Source organism: Leisingera sp. ABM4_101, assembly GCF_056158725.1.
Window position 1 is genome coordinate 2,534,112 of the sequence record NZ_JBSWTV010000002.1, and the last position, 22,692, is coordinate 2,556,803.

The 22,692-nt window shown below is 63.9% G+C and carries 23 protein-coding genes; 7 read left to right on the forward strand and 16 right to left on the reverse strand.

Annotated features, from left to right (window positions below):
- Positions 1-6: 6 nt before the first annotated feature.
- The 9 genes from ACXAEK_RS13565 to ACXAEK_RS13605 all read right to left on the reverse strand — a co-directional run bounded on the left by ACXAEK_RS13565 (position 7) and on the right by ACXAEK_RS13605 (position 9,191).
- On the reverse strand, positions 7-2,208 hold the full coding sequence (locus tag ACXAEK_RS13565; RefSeq protein WP_475042655.1) for a 3-hydroxyacyl-CoA dehydrogenase NAD-binding domain-containing protein: 2,202 nt from the start codon (positions 2,206-2,208) through the stop codon (positions 7-9).
- Positions 2,205-2,690, reverse strand: a complete 486-nt coding sequence (locus ACXAEK_RS13570; RefSeq protein ID WP_475042657.1) for a cupin domain-containing protein — start codon at positions 2,688-2,690, stop codon at positions 2,205-2,207. The genes ACXAEK_RS13565 and ACXAEK_RS13570 overlap by 4 nt, the downstream gene beginning before the upstream one ends.
- Positions 2,690-3,901, reverse strand: a complete 1,212-nt coding sequence (locus tag ACXAEK_RS13575; protein ID WP_475042659.1) for an acetyl-CoA C-acetyltransferase — start codon at positions 3,899-3,901, stop codon at positions 2,690-2,692. Before ACXAEK_RS13575 ends, ACXAEK_RS13570 begins: the two co-directional genes overlap by 1 nt.
- Positions 3,902-3,911: 10 nt before the next feature.
- A complete protein-coding gene (locus tag ACXAEK_RS13580; RefSeq protein ID WP_475042660.1) occupies positions 3,912-4,544 on the reverse strand; it encodes a glutathione S-transferase family protein in 633 nt (210 codons plus the stop codon).
- 277 nt (positions 4,545-4,821) lie between these two features.
- Positions 4,822-5,970, reverse strand: coding sequence for an acyl-CoA dehydrogenase family protein (locus ACXAEK_RS13585; RefSeq protein ID WP_475042662.1), 1,149 nt, complete (start codon positions 5,968-5,970; stop codon positions 4,822-4,824).
- Positions 5,971-5,993: 23 nt separating this feature from the next.
- On the reverse strand, positions 5,994-6,206 hold the full coding sequence (locus ACXAEK_RS13590; protein WP_065266373.1) for a hypothetical protein: 213 nt from the start codon (positions 6,204-6,206) through the stop codon (positions 5,994-5,996).
- 74 nt (positions 6,207-6,280) lie between these two features.
- Entirely contained in the window at positions 6,281-8,062 is a 1,782-nt protein-coding gene (locus ACXAEK_RS13595) for an acyl-CoA dehydrogenase C-terminal domain-containing protein (protein WP_475042663.1), read from the reverse strand.
- Between the two features lie 72 nt (positions 8,063-8,134).
- On the reverse strand, positions 8,135-8,536 hold the full coding sequence (locus ACXAEK_RS13600; RefSeq protein WP_475042664.1) for a MerR family transcriptional regulator: 402 nt from the start codon (positions 8,534-8,536) through the stop codon (positions 8,135-8,137).
- 286 nt (positions 8,537-8,822) lie between these two features.
- Positions 8,823-9,191, reverse strand: a complete 369-nt coding sequence (locus tag ACXAEK_RS13605) for a MerR family transcriptional regulator (protein ID WP_475042666.1) — start codon at positions 9,189-9,191, stop codon at positions 8,823-8,825.
- Positions 9,192-9,314: 123 nt separating this feature from the next.
- Here ACXAEK_RS13605 and ACXAEK_RS13610 point away from each other — a divergent pair, with 123 nt between their 5' ends.
- Genes ACXAEK_RS13610 through ACXAEK_RS13620 form a run of 3 tightly spaced genes read left to right on the forward strand, consistent with a single transcriptional unit; the run spans position 9,315 to position 11,576 of the window.
- Entirely contained in the window at positions 9,315-9,737 is a 423-nt protein-coding gene (locus ACXAEK_RS13610; protein ID WP_475042667.1) for a PaaI family thioesterase, read from the forward strand.
- Entirely contained in the window at positions 9,734-10,252 is a 519-nt protein-coding gene (locus ACXAEK_RS13615; protein ID WP_475042668.1) for a PaaI family thioesterase, read from the forward strand. Before ACXAEK_RS13610 ends, ACXAEK_RS13615 begins: the two co-directional genes overlap by 4 nt.
- Positions 10,253-10,256: 4 nt before the next feature.
- On the forward strand, positions 10,257-11,576 hold the full coding sequence (locus tag ACXAEK_RS13620; protein ID WP_475042670.1) for an MATE family efflux transporter: 1,320 nt from the start codon (positions 10,257-10,259) through the stop codon (positions 11,574-11,576).
- Between the two features lie 113 nt (positions 11,577-11,689).
- Here ACXAEK_RS13620 and arsC read toward each other — a convergent pair whose 3' ends face one another.
- From arsC to ACXAEK_RS13635, 3 genes are read right to left on the reverse strand one after another with little or no spacing between them, the layout of a single operon-like run.
- Entirely contained in the window at positions 11,690-12,031 is a 342-nt protein-coding gene (arsC, locus tag ACXAEK_RS13625; RefSeq protein WP_475045272.1) for an arsenate reductase (glutaredoxin), read from the reverse strand.
- Complete coding sequence (locus ACXAEK_RS13630; protein ID WP_475042671.1) at positions 12,028-13,086, reverse strand: quinone-dependent dihydroorotate dehydrogenase; 1,059 nt, start codon at positions 13,084-13,086, stop codon at positions 12,028-12,030. Before ACXAEK_RS13630 ends, arsC begins: the two co-directional genes overlap by 4 nt.
- Positions 13,083-13,421 (reverse strand): DUF952 domain-containing protein, encoded by a 339-nt coding sequence (locus ACXAEK_RS13635; RefSeq protein ID WP_475042673.1) that lies wholly within the window; start codon positions 13,419-13,421, stop codon positions 13,083-13,085. Before ACXAEK_RS13635 ends, ACXAEK_RS13630 begins: the two co-directional genes overlap by 4 nt.
- A 162-nt stretch (positions 13,422-13,583) precedes the next feature.
- On the opposite strand from ACXAEK_RS13635, the gene ACXAEK_RS13640 reads away from it, so the two are divergent.
- Together ACXAEK_RS13640 and ACXAEK_RS13645 are read left to right on the forward strand one after the other, a co-directional pair.
- Complete coding sequence (locus tag ACXAEK_RS13640) at positions 13,584-15,164, forward strand: bifunctional metallophosphatase/5'-nucleotidase (protein WP_475042674.1); 1,581 nt, start codon at positions 13,584-13,586, stop codon at positions 15,162-15,164.
- A gap of 162 nt (positions 15,165-15,326) precedes the next feature.
- Positions 15,327-15,635, forward strand: coding sequence for a DnaJ family domain-containing protein (locus tag ACXAEK_RS13645; RefSeq protein WP_475042676.1), 309 nt, complete (start codon positions 15,327-15,329; stop codon positions 15,633-15,635).
- Positions 15,636-15,641: 6 nt separating this feature from the next.
- Here ACXAEK_RS13645 and ACXAEK_RS13650 read toward each other — a convergent pair whose 3' ends face one another.
- Positions 15,642-17,390, reverse strand: coding sequence for a tetratricopeptide repeat-containing sulfotransferase family protein (locus ACXAEK_RS13650; protein ID WP_475042677.1), 1,749 nt, complete (start codon positions 17,388-17,390; stop codon positions 15,642-15,644).
- A 90-nt stretch (positions 17,391-17,480) separates the two neighbouring features.
- Here ACXAEK_RS13650 and ACXAEK_RS13655 point away from each other — a divergent pair, with 90 nt between their 5' ends.
- The gene (locus tag ACXAEK_RS13655; RefSeq protein WP_475042678.1) at positions 17,481-18,170 is read left to right on the forward strand and encodes an SOS response-associated peptidase; all 690 of its coding nucleotides are present in this window, start codon (positions 17,481-17,483) and stop codon (positions 18,168-18,170) included.
- A 2-nt stretch (positions 18,171-18,172) separates the two neighbouring features.
- On the opposite strand, the gene ACXAEK_RS13660 is transcribed toward ACXAEK_RS13655, so the two are convergent.
- Positions 18,173-18,664: a MarR family winged helix-turn-helix transcriptional regulator gene (locus tag ACXAEK_RS13660; protein WP_475042680.1), complete on the reverse strand. Its 492-nt coding sequence runs from the start codon at positions 18,662-18,664 to the stop codon at positions 18,173-18,175.
- 165 nt (positions 18,665-18,829) lie between these two features.
- Between ACXAEK_RS13660 and mnmH the strand changes: the two genes are divergently transcribed.
- A complete protein-coding gene (gene mnmH, locus ACXAEK_RS13665) occupies positions 18,830-19,882 on the forward strand; it encodes a tRNA 2-selenouridine(34) synthase MnmH (protein ID WP_475042682.1) in 1,053 nt (350 codons plus the stop codon).
- Between the two features lie 203 nt (positions 19,883-20,085).
- Here mnmH and selD read toward each other — a convergent pair whose 3' ends face one another.
- Both selD and ACXAEK_RS13675 read right to left on the reverse strand, forming a co-directional pair.
- Positions 20,086-22,248 (reverse strand): selenide, water dikinase SelD, encoded by a 2,163-nt coding sequence (selD, locus tag ACXAEK_RS13670; protein WP_475045274.1) that lies wholly within the window; start codon positions 22,246-22,248, stop codon positions 20,086-20,088.
- A gap of 30 nt (positions 22,249-22,278) precedes the next feature.
- Entirely contained in the window at positions 22,279-22,680 is a 402-nt protein-coding gene (locus tag ACXAEK_RS13675; RefSeq protein WP_475042683.1) for a Na+/H+ antiporter subunit G, read from the reverse strand.
- Positions 22,681-22,692: the final 12 nt, after the last annotated feature.

Here is a 22,692-nt window from a genome sequence, read left to right on the forward strand (position 1 = left end):
CGCAGGTTAGGCAGCCGCAGATTGGTCCGGCGCAAAGCGGGTGTAAAAGCTTTGGCCTTTCTCCGCCATCTCCCGCAGCAGCGCCGGGCAGGCGAAGCGCTCTCCGAACTGTTCGGTCAGGCTGTCGCAGCGCTCTGCCGCGTATGGCGTGCCGAGGATGTCCAGCCAGCTGAGCGGGCCGCCGGACCAGGGCGCAAAGCCCCAGGCCAGGATGGCGCCGACGTCACCCTCGCGGATGTCCATCAGCACGCCTTCCTCCAGGGCGCGCACAGCTTCCAGCACCTGCGCGAACATCAGCCGCTCCTGCACCGCGATCAGATCGGGCTGTTCGGCGGCCAGCGGGTACTTCTCCTGCACGCCTTTCCAGTACTCAACCCGCTTGCCCTTGTCGTCATAGTCGAAGAAGCCGGCATTTGCCTTGCGCCCCAGGCGGCCCTGTTCCTCCATCCAGAAGATCAGATCATCCGCCGGGCTTTCCGGATAGGCCTCACCCATCGCAGCCTTGGTGGCACGGGCAATCTTGGCACCAAGGTCAATCGAGGTCTCATCGGTCAGCTGCACCGGCCCCACCGGGAAGCCAAGCTGGCGCGCCGCGTTGTCGATCAGGACAGGCGAGACGCCCTCGGTGATCATCCGCATGCCTTCGTTGATATAGGGGATGATGCAGCGGTTGGCGTAGAAGAAGCGCGCGTCATTCACAACAATCGGTGTCTTGCGGATCTGGCGCACGTAATCCAGCGCCTTGGCCACCGCGCGGTCGCCGGTCGCTTTGCCCTTGATAATCTCCACAAGCAGCATCTTCTCGACGGGCGAGAAGAAGTGGATGCCGATGAACTGCTCCGGCCGGCTCGATGCCTTGGCCAACTCGGTGATCGGCAGGGTGGAGGTGTTGGAGGCAAAGATGCAGTCTTCGGGAATGATCGCCTCGACCTTTTGGGTCATCTCGGCCTTCACACCGGGGTCTTCGAACACCGCCTCGATGATCAGATCACAGCCCTGCAGTGCGTCCAGATCCGGGGTGGCTGTGATCTGCGCCAGCAGCGCCTCTTTCTTCTCCTCGGTCGCCTTGCCGCGTTTGATGCCCTTGTCCATATAGGCGGCGGAATAGGCCTTGCCCTTGTCGGCGGCCTCCTGGTCACGGTCGATCAGCACCACTTCCATACCGGCCTGGGCCGAGACCAGCGCGATGCCCGCGCCCATCATGCCCGCGCCCAGCACGCCGATTTTCTTGACGGACTGGTCCGGCACATCCTTGGGCCGCACGGCGCCTTTTTCCAGCGCCTGCTTGTTCAGGAACAGGCTGCGGATCATCGCAGAGGACGAGGGGTTCATCAGCACATTGGTGAACCAGCGCGCCTCGATCTTCAGCGCGGTGTCGAAATCAACCAGCGCGCCTTCATAGATCGACGAGAGCAGCGCCTTGGCCGCCGGGAAGGCGCCCTGGGTCTTGCCGTTCACCATGGCGGAGGCGCCGACAAAGGTCATGAAGCCCGCGGGGTGATAGGGGGCGCCGCCCGGCATCTTATAGCCCTTGGCGTCCCAGGGCTTCACCAGATCGGCGTCTTTGGCGTTCAGCACCCACTCCTTGGCCGCGGCCAGCGCGTCGTCGGCCACCGCGTCGATCAGCTGCGCGCCCTTGGCCTTTTTCGGGTCCATCATCTTGCCTTCCAGCAGGACCGGGGCCGCTGCCATTGCGCCCACCATGCGCGAATACCGTGTGGTGCCGCCGCCGCCGGGGAAGATGCCGATCATGATCTCGGGCAGGCCGATTTTCGCCTTGGGGTTGGAGGTCATCACCCGGTGATGGCAGGCCAGCGCAATCTCAGTGCCGATGCCGGCGCAGGTGCCGTTGATGGCACAGGCGACCGGCTTGCCGCCCTTCTTGGTCTTCGGGTCCATGCCCGCCAGCTCCAGCTTGCGCAGGATGCGGTGGCCGCCCATGGTGAAGTCGAACAACCCTTGGGCCGGGTTCTCACCCGACTCCTCGCGGATCGTTGCCAGCACGTTCAGATCCATGCCGCCGGCAAAGTCCTTCTTGCCGCTGGTGATCACGATGCCCTTGACGGCCTCGTCTTCCAGCGCCCGGTCCACGTATTCCTCCACCAGGCCAAAGGCCTCGCGGGTGAGGACATTCATGGACTTGCCTTCCGCGTCCCAGGTGATGATTGCGACGCCGTCTGCGTCCACGCCGTATTTGAAATCGCTCATGTGTCTTCTCCGGTCTGGTCAGCCGTCAGCGGGCTGCCGTCCTTGCGGGTGAAGGTGAAGTCGCCGCCGGCGAATTTCACCATCATGTCCAAATCGCTGTAATAGCCGGTCTCGGTTGCGGTGCGTGTGCCCACCACCAGAAACGCCGCGGGCTTGTCCGAACGGTTCACCAGGTGGTGGCCGTTCTCCTCGCCCGCCGGGAAGGCGGCACAGTCGCCGGGCATCATCTCATGCGCGCCCTGATCGTCGATCAGGGTGCAGACGCCCTCGGTCACCATCACGAATTCGTCCTGCTCCATATGGTAATGGCGCAAGGAAGACGCCGCGCCGGGCTCCAGCCGCACGATGTTGACGCCGAACTGGCTGAGCCCGCCAGGGTCGCCCAAGGGCTGCACACTGCGGCCTGCGCAGGGCTCAGCCAGCTTGCCGGGATAGCCCGATCCGGTGCGCCAGGGCAGTTGGGAAAGGTCCAGCTTTGCCATCAGACGCGCTCGATGATGGTGGCCGCGCCCATGCCGGAGGCGATGCACAGGGTGGCAAGACCCGTTTCCTTGTCCTGCCGCTCCAGCTCATCCAGCAGGGTGCCGATGATGATCGCGCCTGTGGCGCCCAGCGGGTGGCCCATGGCGATGGAACCGCCGTTCACATTGACCAGCTCCGGATCGACGTCAAACGCCTGCTGGAAGCGCAGCACGACGGATGCAAAGGCCTCATTCACCTCAAACAGGTCCAAATCGCCGATAGTCATGCCGTTGTCGGCCAGGATCTTCTCGGTCACCGGCACCGGGCCGGTCAGCATGATGGTCGGATCGGTGCCGATCTTGGCGGTGGCCTTGATGCGCGCGCGCGGTTTCAGCCCATGGCGTTCGCCGAACTCCTTGTTGCCGATCAGCAGCGCTGCAGCACCGTCGACGATGCCGGACGAGTTGCCCGCGTGGTGGATGTGGTTGATCCGCTCCAGGTGCGGGTACTTCAGCATCGCGACCTTATCAAAGCCCGGCATCTGCTCACCCATCATCTGGAACGCAGGGTTCAGCGACCCCAGCGCCTGCATATCGGTGCCGGGGCGCATGTATTCGTCGTGGGCCAGGATCGGCAGGCCGTTCTGATCGGTGACTGTGATAACGGATTTGCCGAACCGCTTCTCCTCCCAGGCCTTGGCGGCCCGGCGCTGGCTCTCCATTGCCAAAGCGTCTGCCTGATCGCGGGTGAAACCGTATTCGGTCGCGATAATATCGGCCGAAATGCCCTGCGGCACGAAATAGGTCTCCATCGCAAGGCTCGGATCCACCGCAATCGCCGCGCCGTCGCTGCCCATGGCCACCCGGCCCATCATCTCAACGCCGCCCGCGATATAGCCATCGCCCGCGCCGCCTTTCACCTGGTTTGCCGCCAGGTTCACCGCCTCCATGCCGGAAGCACAGAAGCGGTTGATCGCCAGGCCCGGAATGCGCTCGTCCAGGTCGGACGCCAGCACCGCCGAGCGCGCCAGACAGCCGCCCTGTTCCATCACCTGGGTGACATTGCCCCAGATCACATCCTCGACCGCATGCCCTTCGAGGTTGTTGCGCTCCTTGATCGCGTTCAGAGTCAGCGCCGACAGGCGGACCGAGGTCACCTCATGCAAGGCGCCATCCTTGCGCCCCTTGCCGCGCGGGGTGCGCAGCGCGTCATAGATATATGCGTCTGTCATTGTGCTCTCCTCACGCCCGGTCCGACGGGTTGCCGGGCATCAAATCATAGGGGTGTTTCCAGCCGGGCTGTTCGCTGATGCGGGTGAGCCAGGCGTCGATATTGGGCCAGTCGGTGCGGTCAAAGCCGAAGGGTTCGGGGTAATAGAGGTAGCTGCAGCAGCTGATGTCGGCATTGGTGAGGCCATCGCCCACAATCCACTCGCGGCCCTCCAGATGGTGTTCCAGCGTGGCATAGGCGGCCTTCAGGCGGCCTTGCATGAAGCTGATCACTTCTTGCGAGCGGTGCTGTTCCGGCAGGAAGTTGATCAGAAACCGGGTCATCCCGGCCTGGCTGGACATCTTGTGATTGTCCCACAGCACCCAGCGCAGCACCTCGTATTTATCCTCGGGGCGGCCGCCGAACTTGCCGGTCTTGTCGGTGATATACTGCTGGATCGCACCGGACTGGCTGAGTGTTACATCCCCGTCTACAAGAACCGGCGCTTCGGCCATGGCAGAGAAATCCCGGAACTCCGGCGTGCGGGCCGCGCCGCCGAAAAAATCGACAAAGACCGGTTCCCAGTCCAGCCCGGCCAGCTCCAGTGCCAGCGCGGCTTTGTAAGAGTTACCGCTTTCACCAAAGCAATGCAGTTTGAGTGTCATCTGTTTCTCCCTGTTTCGGATGGCGGAGCGGGGGGTTCACACCCCCGCACCCCCGTGGAGTATTTTTGGAAAGATGATGGGGCATTAACCCGCCTCATCGCTCCGTTTGTTACCTTGGGCTTGCGGTACAGGCTGGAGAGCCGATGGCCGTGAAAGGTGAAGACGTCCCTGCCCATTTGGCGAAAGCTAGGGGTAGGGACACTGCCTTTGCTTCATCTTTCCCCAAATACTCAAAATCCATCATCAGCCTCCCGCGATCCCGCCGCGGCCCCTGCGCCTACAGCGACCGCGCAATCAGCTCCTTCATGATCTCATTGGTTCCGCCGTAGATCCGCTGCACCCGTGCGTCAGCCCACATCTCACCCACCGCGTAGTCCTGCATGTAGCCATAGCCGCCATGCAGCTGCAGGCATTCGTCCAGCACTTCGCCCTGGGTGTCCGTAATCCAGTATTTTGCCATCGCGGCCTTTTCGACTGTCAGCCTGCCCTGCAGATGCTCACTGATGCATTCGTCCAGAAAGGCGCGCGCGACCTTGGTCTTAGTCAGGCATTCGGCCAGCTTGAAACGGGTGTTCTGGAACTGCGTGAGCGGGCCGCCAAAGGCTTCGCGCTCCTTACAGTAGGCAACGGTGCGCTCCACCGCGCCTTCCATTGCGCCGACCGCGCCGCAGGCGATGATCAGCCGCTCCTGCGGAAGCTGCTGCATCATCTGGTAGAACCCCTGGCCCTCGGCGCCGCCCAGGATGTTTTCCGGCGGGACCGCCACATCGCTGAAGAACAGCTCCGACGTGTCCGCTGCGTGGCAGCCGATCTTGTCGAGGTTGCGGCCGCGGCTGAAGCCTTCGGCGCCATCGGTCTCCACCGCGACCAGCGACACGCCTTTGGCGCCTTGGCTGGGGTCGGTCTTGGCCGCCACCAGGATCAGATTGGCGTGCTGCCCGTTGGTGATGAAGGTCTTCTGCCCTGACAGCCGGTAGGCGTTGCCGTCGCGCGCGGCCTTGGTCTTGATTGCCTGCACGTCCGACCCGGTGGAGGGCTCTGTCATCGCCAGCGCGCCGACCAGCTCGCCGGTCACCATCTTCGGCAGCCAGCGCTGTTTCTGCTCCTCGGTGCCATAGGCCAGAATGTAATGGGCCACGATGCCGGAGTGGATGCCGTTGCCCCAGCTGGCCAGATTAGCGCGGCTGCCTTCCATCAGGATCACCGCCTCATGGCCGAAATCACCGCCGGCACCGCCGTATTCCTCGGGGATCGAGGGGCAGAGAAGGCCAAGCGCGCCCGCCTGGGTCCAGGTTTCCCGGTCCATCAGGCCCTGCTTGCGCCAGGTCTCGAACTTGGGCGCCCATTCATTGCTGATGAACTGGGCCGTCATCTCCCCAAGCATCTGATGCTCATCCGTCATCCATGCGGAATGCGTCTTGGTCATTTCTCTCCCTTTGCTGCGCTTTTCTAGCGCTTTCGCGCCTCCAGCTCGGCGTTGAACAGCCGCAGCCGGTGGCTCAGGTTCTCGTAGTCCGTCACGCTGTCGAAATTCTCGAACAGGAATGACAGCGCCTCTCCCTCATCCAGCCCCGCCTCCTGGGCGAACCTCTTCAGCCTGCGGTAGCCGTCCTCCGTCATTGCGATCGGCAGGCGGCGGGTCAGGCGGAAACGTTTCGGCATCTTGTGGTCCTTTGTGTGTCAAAGCACCGGCTGGGGCTTGCGCAGGGCGCCCCGCGAAAGGGCGCCCAAGGGCATCAGAAGGCGTCTGCGTCCAGCGCCATCACCGCATCTGCACCGCTTTCGATGCGGGCCAGGTGCAGCTTGGTCGCGGGCAGCCGCCGTGCCATATAGTACCGGCCGGTTGCGAGTTTCGTCTCATAGAACGCCGCGTCAGGCGGCCCCGCGTCAAGCGCTTCTTGCGCCGCCTTGCCCATCTTTGCCCACATCAGCCCCAGGCAGACCTGCCCGAACAGGTGCATGAAGTCATAAGACCCTGCCAGCGCGTGGTTCGGATCCTTCATACCGTTTTGCATGAAGAACATGCCGGCCGCCTGCAGGTCCTTGGAGGCCGCTTGCAGGGGTTTGATGAAGTCCTTGGCGAAAGTCTCTGAAATGTCTTTGTTTTCCTGGCAGAACGTCTTCACCTGGTCAAAGAAAGCCAGGACATATTTGCCGCCGTGCTGTCCCAGCTTGCGGCCCACCAGATCCAGTGCCTGCACGCCGTTGGCGCCCTCGTAGATCATCGCGATGCGGGCGTCGCGGGTGTATTGCGACATGCCCCATTCCTCGATGTAGCCGTGGCCGCCATAGACCTGCTGTGCCAGCACGGTCATGTCATAGCCCTGATCGGTCAGGAAGCCCTTGATCACCGGCGTCATCAGCGAGATCAGCCCGTCCGCATCCTTGTCACCGGCGCGGTGCGCCTGGTCGATCAGGGTGGCGCCCCACAAGAGGAACGCGCGCGCGCCCTCGGTAAAGCTCTTTTGGTCCATCAGCGAGCGGCGGATGTCCGGGTGCACGATCAGCGGATCGGCCGGGCCGTCCGGGTTCTTGGCGCCGGTCACGTCGCGGCCCTGCAGCCGGTCCTTGGCGTATTCAACTGCGTTCTGATAGGCGGCCTCGGCCTGTGCCAGACCTTGCATGCCGACACCCAGCCGCGCCTCGTTCATCATGGTGAACATGGCGCGCATGCCTTTGTGCTCTTCGCCCAGAAGGTAACCGGTGGCGCCGTCATAGTTCATCACACAGGTGGAGTTGCCGTGGATGCCCATCTTCTCTTCGATCTTGCCAACGGCAACACCGTTGCGCTCGCCCAGGGTGCCATCCGCGTTCACCAGGAACTTCGGCACGATGAACAGCGACACGCCCTTGATGCCCTCCGGTCCGCCGGGGATCTTGGCCAAGACCAGGTGCACGATGTTCTCAGCCATGTCGTGGTCGCCGGAGGAGATGAAGATCTTCTGTCCGGAAATCTTATAGCTGCCGTCACCCTGAGGTTCCGCCTTGGTGCGCATCAGGCCCAGGTCGGTGCCGCAATGCGGCTCGGTCAGGTTCATGGTGCCGGTCCACCGGCAGCTGATCATGTTGGGCAGATAGGCGGCCTTCTGCGCCTCCGTGCCATGCGCCAGAATGGCCGAAGCCGCGCCATGGGTCAGGCCTTGGTACATGGTAAAGGCCTGGTTCGCGGCGGAAAAGAACTCACCCACCGCAGTGCCCATCACATAGGGCATGTTCTGGCCGCCGAATTCCTCCGGCATGTCCAGCCCGGTCCAGCCGCCTTCCTTCATCTGCTCGAAGGCTTCCTTGAACCCTGCAGGCGTGTAGACCACGCCATTTTCCAGGCGGCAGCCCTCCTGATCGCCCACCACGTTCAGCGGGTGCAGCACTTCGCTGGCGATCTTGCCTGCCTCCTCCAGCACGGCGCCGGTGAAGTCCGGCTCCAGCTCATGGTATCCAGGGGTGCCGCTTTCGGACACTTTCAGCACATTGTGCAGGATAAACTGGGCGTCTTTGGCGGGGGCTCGATAGGCAGGCATTGCGGTCCTCTTCAGGGTCGTGTTGCTCAGGTCAATGCCGGGCAGGCCGGCAGGAAAGGGCGGGGCGGCGGCCTATTCGGCCGCCTCCTGCTTGGCCTTCATCGAGGCGATCATCTTCTCGCCCCAGGCCAGCTGGTCCTTCAGGTCCTCGATTGCCTCGGTCAGTTCCTCGCGCTGGCGCTCCATATCGGCGAGCCGTTCACGCGCGACCTCATAGGTTTTGGTGAGCTGGGTCACCTGCTGGTCGCCGACATGGTACAGCTCCAAAAGCTGGCGGATTTCCTCCAGGCTGAACCCGAACCGCTTGCCGCGCAGGATCAGCTTCAGCCGGGCGCGGTCGCGTTTGGTGAACAGCCGCTTCTGGCCGTCGCGGATCGGGAACAGCAGTTCCTTGGCTTCGTAGAACCGGAGCGTGCGGGGCGTCACGTCAAAGGCCTCGCACATCTCGCGGATGGTCATGGTTTCTTCGGTCATCGTCGTCACTCTTACGGCTTGGTGCAGGACTAAGCTGGGCGCAGTCCGGATTTCGATCAAGACTTACTTTACGTTTACGTAAGTTGTACGTTGCGTCACTTTTCATGGTGTTACTGGTTCGCAAAACGCACATAAAGTGACGTAACGTTATGGAGCAGCTTGCTGCCTGCAGACGGGTTCCGGCAGCGCTTCTGGCCAGGAACCGGGGCAAATCCGGCTGCTGGGTCTGCAAACAGAAAACCCCGCCACCAGGGCAGGGTTTCACTTTCGGCAAGATGTGCAGGGCTTACTTCAGCAGTGCCCGGGTGCTTTCGCGCAGCGCGCTCAGCTCTTCAATGGCCTCATTGATCTGGACGCGCTGCTTTTCCAGCTCCACCAGCTGGCGGTCGGCCATTTCCATGAAAGCATGGTTCTGGGCGTCGTTGCCCTCTTTCTCGTAGATCAGCAGCCATTGGCGGATTTCTTCCAGCTGAAAGCCGAATTTGCGCCCGCGCAGGATCAGCTTCATCCGGGCACGCTCCCGCGCGCCGTAAAACCGCGACCGGCCTTCGCGGTCCGGATGCAGCAATTCGATGTATTCATAATAGCGCAGCGTTCGCGGCGTAACCTCGAACTCGGCGCACATTTCCTTGAATGACAATCTGTTGTCGGCCATCCGTCTTCTCCCTTGCCGGGAACCTATGCACTTGCAGCGAACAGTGCAACCTCCGTGGCGGCACACTTGCGCTTGCGCCGGACCGGGTCCAAAGATGGGACAGAGATTTCAAAGGACAGCCCCATGGCCGACAAGACAGAGCTCGCGCGCCAGTTCATCGAAGCAATCCCGCACGCCAAGCAACTGGGTATGAAGCTGACAGAGATCGGCGACGGCACCGCCGAGATCCGCATGGCCTATGACGAAAAGCTGATCGGCGATCCCGCCACCGGCGTCATCCACGGCGGTGCGGTCTCAGCCCTGATGGACACATGCTGCGGCGCAGCGGTGATGAGCCACCCGTCCGCCCCAGGCGGCACCGCCACCATCGACCTGCGTATTGATTACATGCGGCCCGCCACTCCGGGGCAGGCAATCACCACTCGCGCCACCTGCCACCAGATCACCCGCACCGTCGCCTTTGTCCGCGCCGTGGCAATGGACGAGGACACCGACCGTCCCGTCGCCACCGCCTCCGGCGCCTTTACCGTGGAGAAGAAGTTTTGAGCCGCCCCCGTCCAGAACCGATCCAGGTGGTCAAGCAGCGCCGCGATGCAGCCCTGTCGGCGCTGGTCAACTCGGTGCCCTACATCCGTTTCCTGAACGTCACTTTTGAGCGCCGCGGAGATGAGCTGACGGCGGTGCTGAATTTCGACGACAAGCTGATCGGCAACCCGTTCCTGCCTGCGATCCACGGCGGGGTGACGGCGGCGTTCCTGGAAATCACCGCGATGATCACGCTCAACTGGTCGCACCTGTGGCAGCGCATCGAAAGCGGTGACCTAGACCCGGCAGAGATGGCCAAGGGCAACCTGCCGCGCCAGCCCAAGACCATCGACTTCACTGTCGACTACCTGCGCTCCGGCCTGCCGCGCGATGCCTATGCACGGGCGCGAGTGAACCGTTCCGGCCGCCGCTATGCCTCGGTGCATGTGGAGGCTTGGCAGGACCACAAGGATAAGTTGTTTGCCCAGGCCACCGGCCATTTCCTGATGCCGCAGGACAATAACGGCGAAGGCTGACCGGATGACCAGCGCGGACACCGAGATCACCCATAAACGGGTGCTCAGCATCGCATTGCCGATTGTGCTGTCGAACGCCACGGTGCCTATCCTTGGGGCCGTGGATACCGGCGTGGTCGGCCAGATGGGCGAGGCCGCGCCAATCGGCGCGGTCGGTATCGGTGCAGTGATTCTGGCAACGATCTACTGGATCTTCGGCTTCCTGCGCATGGGCACCACCGGGCTGGCGGCACAGGCCCGCGGCGCGGGGGACTGGGGTGAAACCGGCGCGCTGCTGATGCGCGGCTTGCTGCTCGCCTTTGCCGCCGGAGCCGTCTTCATAGTTGCGCAAGGCGCTGTGTTCTGGGGCGCTTTTGCGCTGGCACCCGCCAGTGCCGAGGTCGAAAGCCTGGCCCGTGACTACCTGCAGATCCGCATCTGGGGGGCACCTGCCACCATTGCGCTTTACGCCGTCACCGGCTGGCTGATCGCGGTGGAGCGCACCCGCGGCGTGTTCCTGCTGCAGGTCTGGATGAACGGGCTGAACATCGTGCTGGACCTGTGGTTCGTCCTTGGCCTCGGCTGGGGGGTGGAGGGCGTTGCCATCGCCACACTGATCGCCGAATGGAGCGGCCTGGCATTGGGGCTGTATCTTTGCCGCGATGCCTTTGGTGGTGATCAATGGCGCGACTGGGCGCGGGTGTTTGATCCGGCGCGGCTGAAACGGATGATGCAGGTGAACGGCGACATCATGGTGCGCTCGGTTCTGCTCACCGGCTCCTTCACCACCTTCCTGTTCATCGGCTCCGGCATCGGCGACGTGAACCTCGCCGCCAACCAGATCCTGCTGCAATTTGTCGAGATCACCGCCTTTGCGCTCGATGGATTTGCCTTCTCGGCTGAGGCGCTGGTGGGCGGGGCTGTCGGTGCCAAAGCGCGGGATCGCGTGCGCCGGGCGTCGGTGATCACCTCGCAATGGGGCGTGGGCGGTGCGGTGCTGCTGGGCATAGCCTTTGCAGCCGGCGGGCCATGGCTGATTGATCTGATGTCCACCTCGCAGGAGGTGCGCGAGGCAGGGCGGATGTTCCTGGTCTGGGCCGCCGTGCTGCCCGTGCTCAGTGTCGCCAGCTATATGTTCGATGGCATCTATATCGGTGCCACCTGGACCCGCGACATGCGGTGGGCGATGCTGCAATCGGTGGCTATCTACGTGGTGGCGCTACTGGTGCTGGTGCCGGCCTTTGGCAATCACGGCCTGTGGGCCGCACTGATTGTGCTGAACATTGCCCGCGGCGTGACGCTGGGCCTGCGCTACCCGCGGCTAGAGGCGCAGGTGGGCGTCTGAGACAGCCGGAATTCTGCGAGAATTCCGGCCTGTTTTCCGGCGCGGAAAACCGGTGCTTTGCACCCCCAAAAATCCTCGCAGGATTTTTGGCCGTTTCCCGCGCCGGGAAACGGTCAGAGCAAGGTTTCGATCGCCTCGGTCGGGCGGCCGATCACGGCCTTGCCGTCTTTGATGGCAATTGGGCGCTCAATCAGGATCGGATGCGCTGCCATCGCAGCCAGCAGTTCCTCCTCGGCGCTGTCCTTTGTAAGTCCCAGCTCCTTGAAGATCTTCTCGCCGGTCCGCATCATCTGAACTGCAGAGACGCCAAGCGCGGCCAAAACGGCCTTCAGTTCCTGAACCGAGGGCGCATCCTCCAGATAGGCACGCGTCTGCACCTCTGCGCCGCGCTCCTCAAGCAGCACGAGGCCCGCGCGGGATTTTGAGCATTTCGGGTAATGCCAATAGGTGATCACAGCCATTCCTTCCGTTTGCTTCCAACCGCTTGCGCGACGTTCTCGAACCCGTCCCGCGCCAGCAGTTCGTCCAGCCCGCGGGCAATCTCGCCGGCCAGCGACAACCCGCCATAGACCATCGCGGTGTAGAACTGCACGGCGCTCGCACCGGCGCAGATTTTGGCATAGGCCTGTTCCGCGGTGCTGATGCCGCCGACGCCGACCAGCGGCACCTTGCCGTCCAGCAGCTCCGACAGCTGTGCCAGAACGCGGGTGGATTTCTCAAACAGCGGCGCGCCGGACAGACCGCCGGCCTCGTCTTTGTGGGCGCTCTGCAACCCGTCGCGCGACAGGGTGGTGTTGGTGGCAATCACTGCGTCGATGCCGGTTTCCAGCGCGACTGCGGCAATGTCCTCGATCCCTGCGCGGTCCAGGTCCGGCGCGATCTTGAGGAACACCGGCACCCGGCGCGACAGCCCCTCGCGGGTTTCGATCACGCCCGCCAGCAGCGCCGACAGTGCCGCCTTGCCCTGCAAGTCGCGCAGCTTTTCGGTGTTGGGGGAGGACACGTTGACGGTTGCAAAATCCAGATGCGCGCCGCAGTGGGCCAGCACCTTGGCAAAGTCCGCGGCGCGGTCCGCGCTGTCCTTGTTGGCGCCGAGGTTCAAGCCGATCACCGCATCGCGCGGGCGCTGTGCCAGACGCGCGCCGATGGCCTCCATTCCCTCGTTGTTGAAACCGAAACGGTTGATCGCCGCCTTGTCCTCGGTCAGGCGGAACAGGCGCGGTTTGGGGTTGCCGGGCTGCGGGCGTGGGGTGGCCGCGCCGACCTCGATAAAGCCGAAACCGGATTTCGCCAGCGGCGCCAGAGCCTCGGCGTTCTTGTCATAGCCTGCCGCCAGCCCGACCGGGTTCGGCAGCTCGATCCCTGCCAGCGTTGTTTTCAACCGGGCAGAGATCACCGGGCCGGGGGCAGGCGCCAGCCCCATGGTCAGCGCCTTCACTGACAGGCCATGTGCCGCCTCCGGATCAATCCGGTGCATCGCCGCCAGGGCCAGCTTTTCAGTCAGCTTCATGCCATCTCCTCCGGGAACTGATGGATGCCCCCGACCAGCGGCAGCGGCTTGGCCCAGAGCACGTCACCCATGCGGATATTGCGGTAGAGATGCGGGAACTCGGCACCGCCGCGGGACACTTCCCACTTCAGGTCCGCGCCCATCGCATCCGCGTCGCAGGCCAGCAGGGTAAGCCCCTCGGCGCCGGCAAAATGCTTGGCTGCGGTTTCCGCTGCCTGAGTGGCGGTGGAGAAATGGACGTAGCCGTCCGCAACATCGATCGGCGCGCCCGGCGTCTCGCCCGCGGCCTGCAGCGCGGCCCATTCGTCCGCCCGGAAAATCTTGTAAATCAGCATATCGGCCTGATGCCCTGCGTTTGCAAAGGAATCAAGGGGGATTGGGGGCTAGCCGCCGGTCAAGCTGACGCAAGGGGAGGCAGCATGGCGGCTTTTCCCCTTTGACCGGCGCGGGGTTTGGGAGCAGGCTCCTCCTAAAACAGAACAACGGGAGCGCTCCTCATGATTGCACGTATTCTCATATCGGTTGCAGCCCTGGCCCTGACCGCCGGTGCGGCGGCGGCGGAGTACAAGCTGACCATCCTGCACACCAACGACTTCCATTCACGGTTTGAGCCGATCAACAAATACGACAGCACCTGCGATGCGGAGGATCAGGCCGAGGGCAAGTGTTTCGGCGGCACCGCGCGGCTGGTGACGGCCATAGCGGACGCGCGGGCGCGGGCGGAGAATGCGATCCTGGTGGATGGCGGCGACCAGTTTCAGGGATCGCTGTTCTACACCTATTACAAGGGCAAGGCCGCGGCGGAGTTCATGACCAAGCTGGGTTATGACGGGATGACCGTGGGCAACCATGAATTCGACGACGGGCCGGAGGTTCTTCGCGGGTTCATGGATGCGGTGGGCTTTCCGGTGCTGATGTCCAATGCGGATGTCTCGGGCGAGCCTGCGCTGGCGGATGTGCTGAAGAAATCCACGGTGATCGAGCGCGGCGGTGAGAGGATCGGCCTGATCGGCCTGACGCCGGAAGATACCCATGAACTGGCGAGCCCCGGCAAACACGTGCATTTTTCCGACCCGGTGGCAGCGGTGCAGGCGGAGGTGGACCGGCTGACCGCCGAGGGCGTCAATAAGATCGTGGTTCTCAGCCACTCCGGTTACGGGGTGGATCAGCGGGTGGCAGCGGAGACCTCCGGTGTGGATGTGATCGTCGGCGGTCATTCGAATACCTACCTCTCCAATACATCAGAGAAGGCCGCGGGGCCTTACCCGACCGTGGTGAACGGTGTGCAGATCGTGCAGGCCTATGCTTATGGCAAGTTCCTGGGTGAGCTGAACGTGACTTTTGACGATGCAGGCAATGTTGTCAGCGCCGTAGGCGAGCCGCTGATCATGGATGCTGGAGTTGCAGAAGATGATGCCACCCTCAGCAGGATTGCTGAACTGGCCCAGCCGCTGGACGAGATCCGCAACAAAGTGGTGGCAGAGGCCGCGGAACCCGTTGAGGGCAGCCGCGATGTGTGCCGGGTGCAGGAATGCCAGATGGGCAACCTGGTGGCCGATGCGATGCTGGACCGGGTCCGGGATCAGGGCGTGACCATTGCCATTGCGAACTCCGGCGGCATCCGGGCCAGCCTGGATGCGGGGGAGGTTACTATGGGCGAGGTGCTGACCATCCTGCCGTTCCAGAACACGCTCTCGACATTCCAGATTGACGGCAAGACGCTGGTCGCGGCGCTGGAGAACGGCGTCAGCCAGGTGGAGGACGTCAAGGGCCGGTTTCCGCAGGTGGCGGGGCTGAAATTCAGCTGGGACAGCTCCGCCGCGCCGAACGCGGGCCGTGTCACAGAGGTGTTGGTGGCTGAAGGCGACGGCTTTGTGCCCATTGATCCGGCCAAGACCTATGTGGTGGTTACCAACGATTACGTCCGCAATGGCGGCGACGGCTATGCAATGTTCGAGGGCGACGACAAGAACGCCTATGATTTCGGCCCCGACCTGGCGGATGTGCTGGCGGAGTATCTGGCCGCGCAAGGCCCCTATACGCCCTATACCGACGGGCGGATTTTACAGGTGAAATAATCAGCGGCATATAGGTCCGGACCGGACCCAATGTTTCGCGCGCGAAACATTCGGGCAGGAAGGCTGCCGCATTATTTTTAAGCATCCTTAACCTTCGCCACCCGTTCGTTAACAGGGGGCGGGGGCTTTCGCACCGCCCGCGCGCATGGCAGAATGGCGGGCATGGACCACCCGCTGATTGACCTCATCAACGCCCGCATCGAAGCCGCCGAGAAGGACGGCGCCTTTGATAATCTGCAAGGCGCCGGCAGGCCGCTGCCGAAGTGCGAGGATCCGGAGAACGAGCTGGTCAACCGGCTGGTGCGCGAAAGCGGCGGGGTGCCGGAGTTTGTCAGCCTGTCGCGCGAGCTGCAGCGCCTGCGGGCGGAGCTGCGCGAGGCCGGCGACCGCAGCCGCCGGCAGGAGATCCTGAAAGAGATGTCGATGATGGACGCGCGGATCGAGATCGCACGCAAGGCCTTCACCAAGTAACGTCCGTTAACCTTTGATTTCCGGCCATATTTCCGGGTCCAGCCCGTCGATGAAGGGCGCCAGAACATCGGTGTATTTCTCCCATTTGCCGATTGAGCGCGTGTGCGCCGTTTGCCTTACTTGCGTATTTGACAGCGTCAGAACCTGGCCTTCGTGCCGTTCCGGGTGGGCCATATCCTCGACCCACTCCAGCCCGCAGAACTCTGCCAGTTTGCGGCTTTCGCCCTCGATATCCGCAACCAGGTTTTCATAGCGCAGGTCATAGATCCGGCCCGGCATCACCTGCCGCCAGTGCTGCATCAGCCGGCCATAAAGGTTGAAGCGGTGCGCCATTGCCTTCAGGTCATAGGCATAGGTGAGCGAGCTGCCGGAGAAATAGCCGCGCCAGATCGACAGGGCGACATCGCGCGGGTCGCGGCAAAGATGAACAAAACGTGCATCCGGGTAGGCGGTCAGCAGGTGGCCCAGAAGACGGTAGTTGTCGGGCATCTTGTCGACATAGGCTGCGGTGCCTTCGGGCATTTCGGGCAGGCGGCTGATGTCCTCCGCCACAAAGTTGCGGACGGCCTCAGGCGTGAACGGCTGATCCTGGTCCAGGTAGGGATGCAGCAGGTAGGCCGGCACGCCGCGTTCGCCCAGCGGGAAAACTGACGGGTGCGAGCCGATTACCGTTTCGGTGAGTGTGGTGCCCGAGCGCGGCATCCCCACCACATAGACCGGGCGCGGACCGTCTGGCGCGGTCTCCGCCGGGGTGATCTCCGCCGGGAAGGCAGCCATGATCCGGCTGAACTGCTGCTCGGTATCTTCATAGTCATAAGGATTCTGCGCCGCCATACAGGCGTTGGCCTCGTCATTGTGGGCGGCAAAGGCCGCCTTGTCGCCGGCCTGGTCGCAGATCCGCGCCAGGGCAAAGCTGATGTTGGCACGGTCCAGCGAACCTGCAGGGGCCGCCTTCAGCGCTTTTTGTGCGATGGGCAGCAGCTCTGTGTTTTGCTCGCGGCTGTTGAGGCGGGCCAGCATTTCCAGAACCTGGGTGTCCTTGGGGTCCAGCTCCATCAGGGCCAGGCACTGCTCGCGTGCCGCAGCGCTTTCGCCGTTGGAGATCAGCTGGCTGGCCAGGCGGCGGCGGGCCTCAATATTGCGGGGATCCACTGCGACAGCCTTCTGCGCGGCGCTGGTGGCCTCCTCCTGCCGCATGAGCCGGGCCAGGGGCAGGCTGATGTTGATCAGCGCGTCCACATCATTGGGGTTGAGGCGCAGGGTGGCCTGGTAATCCTCCAGCGCTGCCTTCTCATCGCCCAGGGTTTTCCACGCCATCGCCCGCAGCCGCAGCATACGCGGCTGTCTGGCATCAAGCGCCAAGGCGCCGTTGGCGGTAGCCAGGGCCGCTTCCAGCGCGTTCATGATCAGTTCTGCCTGCGCCTTCAGATACAGCGCGGCCTGGTCGCCGGGCTGGTCTTTCAGCACCCGCTCCAGCAGTTTCATCGCCTGTTCGCCCTGCTGCATGAACAGCAGCGTCTGTGCCAGATTCTTGCGGGCGTCGTGAAAACCGGGCGCCAGTGCCAGCGCCTTCTTGAAATAAGGCACAGCATCGCGGTGTTTGCCCAGGCCCGACAATGAGATGCCGGCGATATTGGGGAAATCCGGGTGGCTCTTGTGCCGCTTCATGCCGCCCTTGGACTGCTTCAGCGCCTGTTTGAACTTGCCCTGGTTGAGAAAGCCCAAGGCGGATTGGAGATCATTCTGAAGAGTCATAAGGCCTATCTATCATCCTGTCAGAGCCGCTGAATAGCGTTGAGCCGGCGAGGCTTTGCATCTGCGCCGCGGCCCGGGTTAGAAATCAGCATGTGCGGACGATTTGCCATAACCCTGCCTGCGGATGCAATGGCGCAGCTGTTTGCGGCGCAGCCTGCGAATAATCTGCCCCAGGTGCCGGACTTCAACGTCTGTCCGACTAACGCGGTGCATGTTGTGCAGGCGGGCGGTGCGGGGCGGCAGCTGGTTGCGATGCGCTGGGGGTTCCTGCCGCATTGGTACAAGTCTGAGACCGCCGGGCCGCTGCTGATCAACGCGCGGGCGGAGACGATTGCGCAGAAGCCCGCCTTTGCCAAGGCCGCCCGCGAGCGGCGCTGCCTGATTCCGGCCAGCGGGTTTTATGAATGGACCAAGTCGGAGGAGGGCGCCCGGCTGCCCTGGTACATTCATCGCTGCGATGGCGCGCCGGTTGCCTTTGCCGCGGTCTGGCAGAGCTGGGGGGAGGATGATCCGGTCAAGACCTGCGCGATTGTCACCACCGCGGCCAATCAGGGGCTGTCTGCCATCCACCACCGGATGCCGCTGATCCTGGAACCTGGGGATTGGGCCAAATGGCTGGGCGAGGAGGGCCATGGCGCGGCCCGGCTGATGCTGCCGGGGCCGGAGGGCGTGCTGGACTTTCACCGCGTCGATCCGGCGGTGAACTCCAACCGGGCTGAGGGGCCGGAGCTGATTGAGCCCTTCGGGGAGGAGGACATCCCGCGCGGGCGGCTGATCTGAGCCTATTCGGCGGCCTCGCGGGCGGGCAGGTCGCGCTGCGGCGCACGGCTGAGGCCGTTGGCCGCCAGGGTCGCCTTTTGCAGCAGTTTCGTAAAGACGTCCTGCTCCGCTTCTGTCAGGCCGGTCAGGATGCGCGGCTGGGCGGCCCGCACGATGGGCAGGATGCGCTCCAGCAGCGCTTCGCCTTCGCAGGTCAGGCTGACCTCGCGGGCGCGGCGGTCGGCCTGGGAGACCCGGCGCGCCACCAGGCCTTTTTCCACCAGCCGGTCCACAACCTTGCCCAATGTGGCACGGTCATAGGCAATGAGGCCTGCAACCGACGCCTGGTCGATGCCGGGATGCTGCCGGATCGCCGCCAAGGCAGAAAACTGCACCGGCGTCAGGTCGGTGCCTTCTTCGGCCATCCGTTCCAGGAATTGGGCCACGGAGATCTGGTGCAGCCGCCGGATCAGGTGGCCGGGCAGGGTGTGGATGTCCAAAGGGTCGTTGTCCATGGCCGTCTGTTTCTTGCCTTTCAGGAGCTGCCGGGCGTTCAGCAGGGGCGGGTGTACATTGCCCTGATTGCCTTACTGAACTGTGCGCAGTGCGCGCAAGTTTTATTGCCGCAGCTGCGGCAATTGCGGCTTTTCCTTGCCGAACGGGCGGGGTAGGCATGGGGCATGGCGCTGACATTCACCTCCCTGCAAGAGTTTTATGCGCACGGGTTCGACACCGTGATCGACGTGCGCAGCCCGGTGGAATATGCCGAGGATCATGTGCCGGGGGCGATCAGCCTGCCGGTGCTGGACAATGACGAACGGGCCGCGGTCGGCACCATCTATGTGCAGGACAGCCCGTTCAAGGCGCGCAAGCTGGGGGCGGCGCTGGTGTTCCGCAATGCCGCCAACCACATTGAGCAAAGCCTGAGCCACCATGAGGGCGGCTGGAAGCCGCTGGTCTACTGCTGGCGCGGCGGCCAGCGGTCGGGGTCGTTCACCTGGATGCTGCAACAGATCGGCTGGCGCGCCGAGGTGGTGGAGGGCGGCTATCAGAGCTACCGCCGCCTGGTGAATGCGGCGCTCTATCAAGCCGCGCTGCCGCATAGGCTGGTGGCGCTGGACGGCTATACCGGATCGGCCAAGACCGAGGTGCTGAAACGGGCCGGGGCCTTGGGCGTGCAGGTGCTGGATCTTGAGGGGCTGGCCAATCACCGGGGCTCGCTTCTGGGGGATATGCCGGCGCCGCAACCCTCGCAGAAGGGGTTCGAATCCGCCTTGGCAGGCGCGCTGATGAAACTGGACCCGGCCCGCCCGGTTCTGGTGGAGGCTGAGTCGAGCAAGATCGGCCAGCGGATCATCCCGCCCGCCGTCTGGGACGCGATGAAGCAGGCGCCTAGGATCGATTTGCAAGTGCCGGTGGCAGCGCGCTGCCGGTATCTGGTGGAAGCTTATGACGATGTCCTGTCGGATGCGGAGCGCCTGAGGGACAAGCTGGGACCGCTGCGCGCCCATCGTTCCGGGGCCGTGGTGGATGGCTGGTTTGCCAGCATCGAGGCGGGGGACAAGGCTGCGTTGACGCAAGCCCTGATGGTGGAACACTACGACCCCGCTTACCGCAAGTCCCGTGCGGCCATTGGCGCGGAGGTGGCCGCCACGGTCGAAGCGGATACGCTGGATGAGGCGGGGTTGAACGCCGCCGCGGCGCAAGTGGCGCAGTGCATGTCTGGTCTCTGACAGGGGATCTCCCGCCCGTCGCCGGGGCATCTGCGATACCCCGCTCCCGTTGGGCGTGGCGCTGCGCTGACGCGCAGCGGGACCAGGTATTTGCAACAAGACAGAAGCCCCGGTCTTTGCGCTTCTTTCTGATCTGAAAATACTCCGGGGTGAATTGGCCCCGAAGGGCCAAGAGGGGCTTTCCCCTCAGCCCTTTCGGGAAGTCAGGCGCTGAGGGTTATGGTTCCGGTGCCGTCTGTGATCTTGCCGATGCGGGCGGCCGGGTATCCGGCGGCGTGCAGCTGCGCCAGCAGGTTTTCAGCCTGATCAGCGGCTGCAGCTGCCAGCAGGCCGCCTGCGGTTTGCGGGTCGAACAGCAGGTCTTGCCAGCCAGAGGTATTCAGCTCTGGCAGAGCAGCCTGGTTGGCGGGAAACAGAGAGGAGCGGATGCCGCGGTCTGCCAGTTCGGCGGCGCCCTGCATCAGGGGGATCTTGCTGGCGGACAGCTCTGCCCCGGTTCCGGACGCCTCGCAAATGCCCAGGAGATGGCCCAGGAGGCCGAAGCCGGTGACATCGGTCATTGCATGCGCATCCTGCAGGATCCGGGCAGCGGTGCCCTGCGGCTGGCCCATCTGCTCCAGCGCGGCGGCGACCCATTCACCATTTGCCTCGCCCGCCATTTCTGCGGCCATCAGCACGCCGGAGCCGAGGGGTTTGGTCAGGATTAAGGCATCGCCCGGCTTGGCGCCTGCAAGGGTGATTGCGGGGCGGGGGCAGAGGCCGGTGACGGTGAAGCCCACGGTCAGCTCATCCCCCAGCGAAGTGTGGCCGCCGATGATGGCAGCGCCTGCTGCCTGCATGGCCTCTGCGGCGGCGGTCATGATTTCCTGCAGGGTGCGGGCCTGCAGGGCCGGGGACATGCGCGGCAGGATCAGGTTGGCGGTGGCGGCCTGCGGCTCGGCCCCCATTGCCCAGATGTCGCCAAGCGCGTGGACAGCGGCGATGCGGGTCATCTGCACCGGGTCATTGGTGAAGCTGCGCAGGTGGTCGGTGCTGATCACCTGCTTGACGTTGCCTGTGGTCAGAAGGGCCGCGTCGTCGCCGGGCAGGGGCGTGATGTCCTTGCGGTCCGTGCCGCCAAGCCCTGAAAGCGTGCCGAGCAGCGCGTCGCGCCCGACCTTGGCGCCGCAGCCGCCGCACATGGGTTTGTCACCCAGTGCCGCCTCCATATCCAGGGTGTGCTCTGCGGGCAGGTCCGGCGGGTCCATCGCGGGCAGGTCGCGGAATTTCTCCATGAAAGCCTGGTCGATACGGTCTTTCCAAGTCCACATCAGCGGCCCTGCGAGGGTGGTGCTGAAGCGTTCGCCAAGCGCTTCCTTTGATCCCATGGAAATCAGTTTCAGGTAGTCCTGCTGCGGCTTGTACTTGCGCAAGGGATCGCCAGTCATCAGGGCGCGCAGGTTATGGTAGAGCACCGGTGCCTGGCGGACGGCGTAGACGCCGGCCTTGGGGCGGGGGGCAAAATCCATATGGGCGCAGTCGCCGGCGGCAAAGACGTTTTCGGCTGTGCTTTGCAGGGTTTCGCTGACACGGATGAAGCCGTCGTTCAGTTCCAGCCCGCTGTTGGTGAGCCAGCCGTAGGGGCGGGCGCCCGCGGCGCCGGTGGCGAAATCCGACAGGATCTCGCGCCCGTCCTGCAGCAGGATGTAGCCTTCCTCGATACGTTCGATTTTGGCGTTTTCCTCAAGCCGCACCCCCTGTTCGACCAAGGCGCGTCGCAGAGTGCGGCGGGCCGTCGCGCCGATGGCGCGCAGGGCGTCGCCGCTGTCGATCAATGTGGCTTGTTCCAGACGGCCGCGGGATTTGAGAGCATAGGCCATGGCCAGGATCAGCTCCACCCCGGCGACGCCGCCGCCGATCACGGCAACACGGGCCGGGCCGTCCCCTTCGCGGAAGGCAGCCCATTGGGCGGCGAAGCGGCCGAGAGGTTTCGCCGGGATGCCGTATTCGGCAAAGCCGGGCAGATCCGGCATGGCGGAGGTGATGCCGACGTCGACGGACGCCACGTCATAGGCAATCGGCGGGCGGCCCGGCACATGCACGAGCTGCGCCGCGGTGTCGATATGCTCCGCGGCGCCCAGCACCACGCGCGCGCCTGCAAAACGGGCGAGGCGGACAAGGTCGATGTCCAGCTCGTCCCGCTGGTAATGACCTGCCACAAAGCCCGGCAGCATGCCGGAATAGGGGGCCGTGGGACCGGGGTTGATCACCGTCAGCCGGGCGCCGGGCAGAGGTTTCATCCCCCATTTGCGCAGGACCAGCGCGTGGGTGTGGCCGCCGCCAACCAGAACCAGGTCACGGGTCAGCGGCAGGCGGGAGGTGTCGATCACGGTTTAGGCCTTCCTGGCTGGGCGTGCTTATTCTTCGGCAGGCGGGGTCTGGGACGCCTGGCGGCGTTCCTCGTCCTCGGGCGTGTCATGGGTGGCCCAGTGATCGTCGCCGCCGGCCTCGGGCATGGTGTCGCGGGTTTCCTGCCGGTGGATGTGCACCTTGGCAATGAAATTCGCCGTGATCGGTGCGGTCAGGAACAGGAACAGGGTGATCATCAGCTCGTGGTAGGAGAAATACTTCTCAAACGCTGCGGCGTGCAGCATCGAGGCCAGCAGCACGCCGCCGACACCAAGGGTGGTTGCCTTGGTGGGCGCGTGCAGGCGCGACATCGGGTCGTTGAGTTTCAGCAGACCGAAGGAGCCGACAATGCCGAAGATGCCGGCTGTCACCAGGAAGGCGGCAACGAGGAATTCAAAAAGGGTTTCCATCTCTTAGCCTCC

Bases quoted from the DNA above. Each gene is read 5' to 3' on its own strand.
- ACXAEK_RS13590 (WP_065266373.1), bottom strand. From the start codon at position 6,206: ATGCCGAAACGTTTCCGCCTGACCCGCCGCCTGCCGATCGCAATGACG.
- ACXAEK_RS13650 (WP_475042677.1), bottom strand. From the start codon at position 17,390: ATGACTCTTCAGAATGATCTCCAATCCGCCTTGGGCTTTCTCAACCAG.
- ACXAEK_RS13585 (WP_475042662.1), bottom strand. From the start codon at position 5,970: ATGACCAAGACGCATTCCGCATGGATGACGGATGAGCATCAGATGCTT.
- ACXAEK_RS13580 (WP_475042660.1), bottom strand. From the start codon at position 4,544: ATGACACTCAAACTGCATTGCTTTGGTGAAAGCGGTAACTCTTACAAA.
- ACXAEK_RS13635 (WP_475042673.1), bottom strand. From the start codon at position 13,421: ATGCTGATTTACAAGATTTTCCGGGCGGACGAATGGGCCGCGCTGCAG.
- ACXAEK_RS13630 (WP_475042671.1), bottom strand. From the start codon at position 13,086: ATGAAGCTGACTGAAAAGCTGGCCCTGGCGGCGATGCACCGGATTGAT.
- ACXAEK_RS13660 (WP_475042680.1), bottom strand. From the start codon at position 18,664: ATGGACAACGACCCTTTGGACATCCACACCCTGCCCGGCCACCTGATC.
- ACXAEK_RS13565 (WP_475042655.1), bottom strand. From the start codon at position 2,208: ATGAGCGATTTCAAATACGGCGTGGACGCAGACGGCGTCGCAATCATC.
- ACXAEK_RS13600 (WP_475042664.1), bottom strand. From the start codon at position 8,536: ATGACCGAAGAAACCATGACCATCCGCGAGATGTGCGAGGCCTTTGAC.
- ACXAEK_RS13605 (WP_475042666.1), bottom strand. From the start codon at position 9,191: ATGGCCGACAACAGATTGTCATTCAAGGAAATGTGCGCCGAGTTCGAG.
- ACXAEK_RS13645 (WP_475042676.1), top strand. From the start codon at position 15,327: ATGGACCACCCGCTGATTGACCTCATCAACGCCCGCATCGAAGCCGCC.
- ACXAEK_RS13610 (WP_475042667.1), top strand. From the start codon at position 9,315: ATGGCCGACAAGACAGAGCTCGCGCGCCAGTTCATCGAAGCAATCCCG.
- mnmH (WP_475042682.1), top strand. From the start codon at position 18,830: ATGGCGCTGACATTCACCTCCCTGCAAGAGTTTTATGCGCACGGGTTC.
- ACXAEK_RS13655 (WP_475042678.1), top strand. From the start codon at position 17,481: ATGTGCGGACGATTTGCCATAACCCTGCCTGCGGATGCAATGGCGCAG.
- ACXAEK_RS13640 (WP_475042674.1), top strand. From the start codon at position 13,584: ATGATTGCACGTATTCTCATATCGGTTGCAGCCCTGGCCCTGACCGCC.
- ACXAEK_RS13570 (WP_475042657.1), bottom strand. From the start codon at position 2,690: ATGGCAAAGCTGGACCTTTCCCAACTGCCCTGGCGCACCGGATCGGGC.
- ACXAEK_RS13675 (WP_475042683.1), bottom strand. From the start codon at position 22,680: ATGGAAACCCTTTTTGAATTCCTCGTTGCCGCCTTCCTGGTGACAGCC.
- ACXAEK_RS13595 (WP_475042663.1), bottom strand. From the start codon at position 8,062: ATGCCTGCCTATCGAGCCCCCGCCAAAGACGCCCAGTTTATCCTGCAC.
- ACXAEK_RS13575 (WP_475042659.1), bottom strand. From the start codon at position 3,901: ATGACAGACGCATATATCTATGACGCGCTGCGCACCCCGCGCGGCAAG.
- ACXAEK_RS13620 (WP_475042670.1), top strand. From the start codon at position 10,257: ATGACCAGCGCGGACACCGAGATCACCCATAAACGGGTGCTCAGCATC.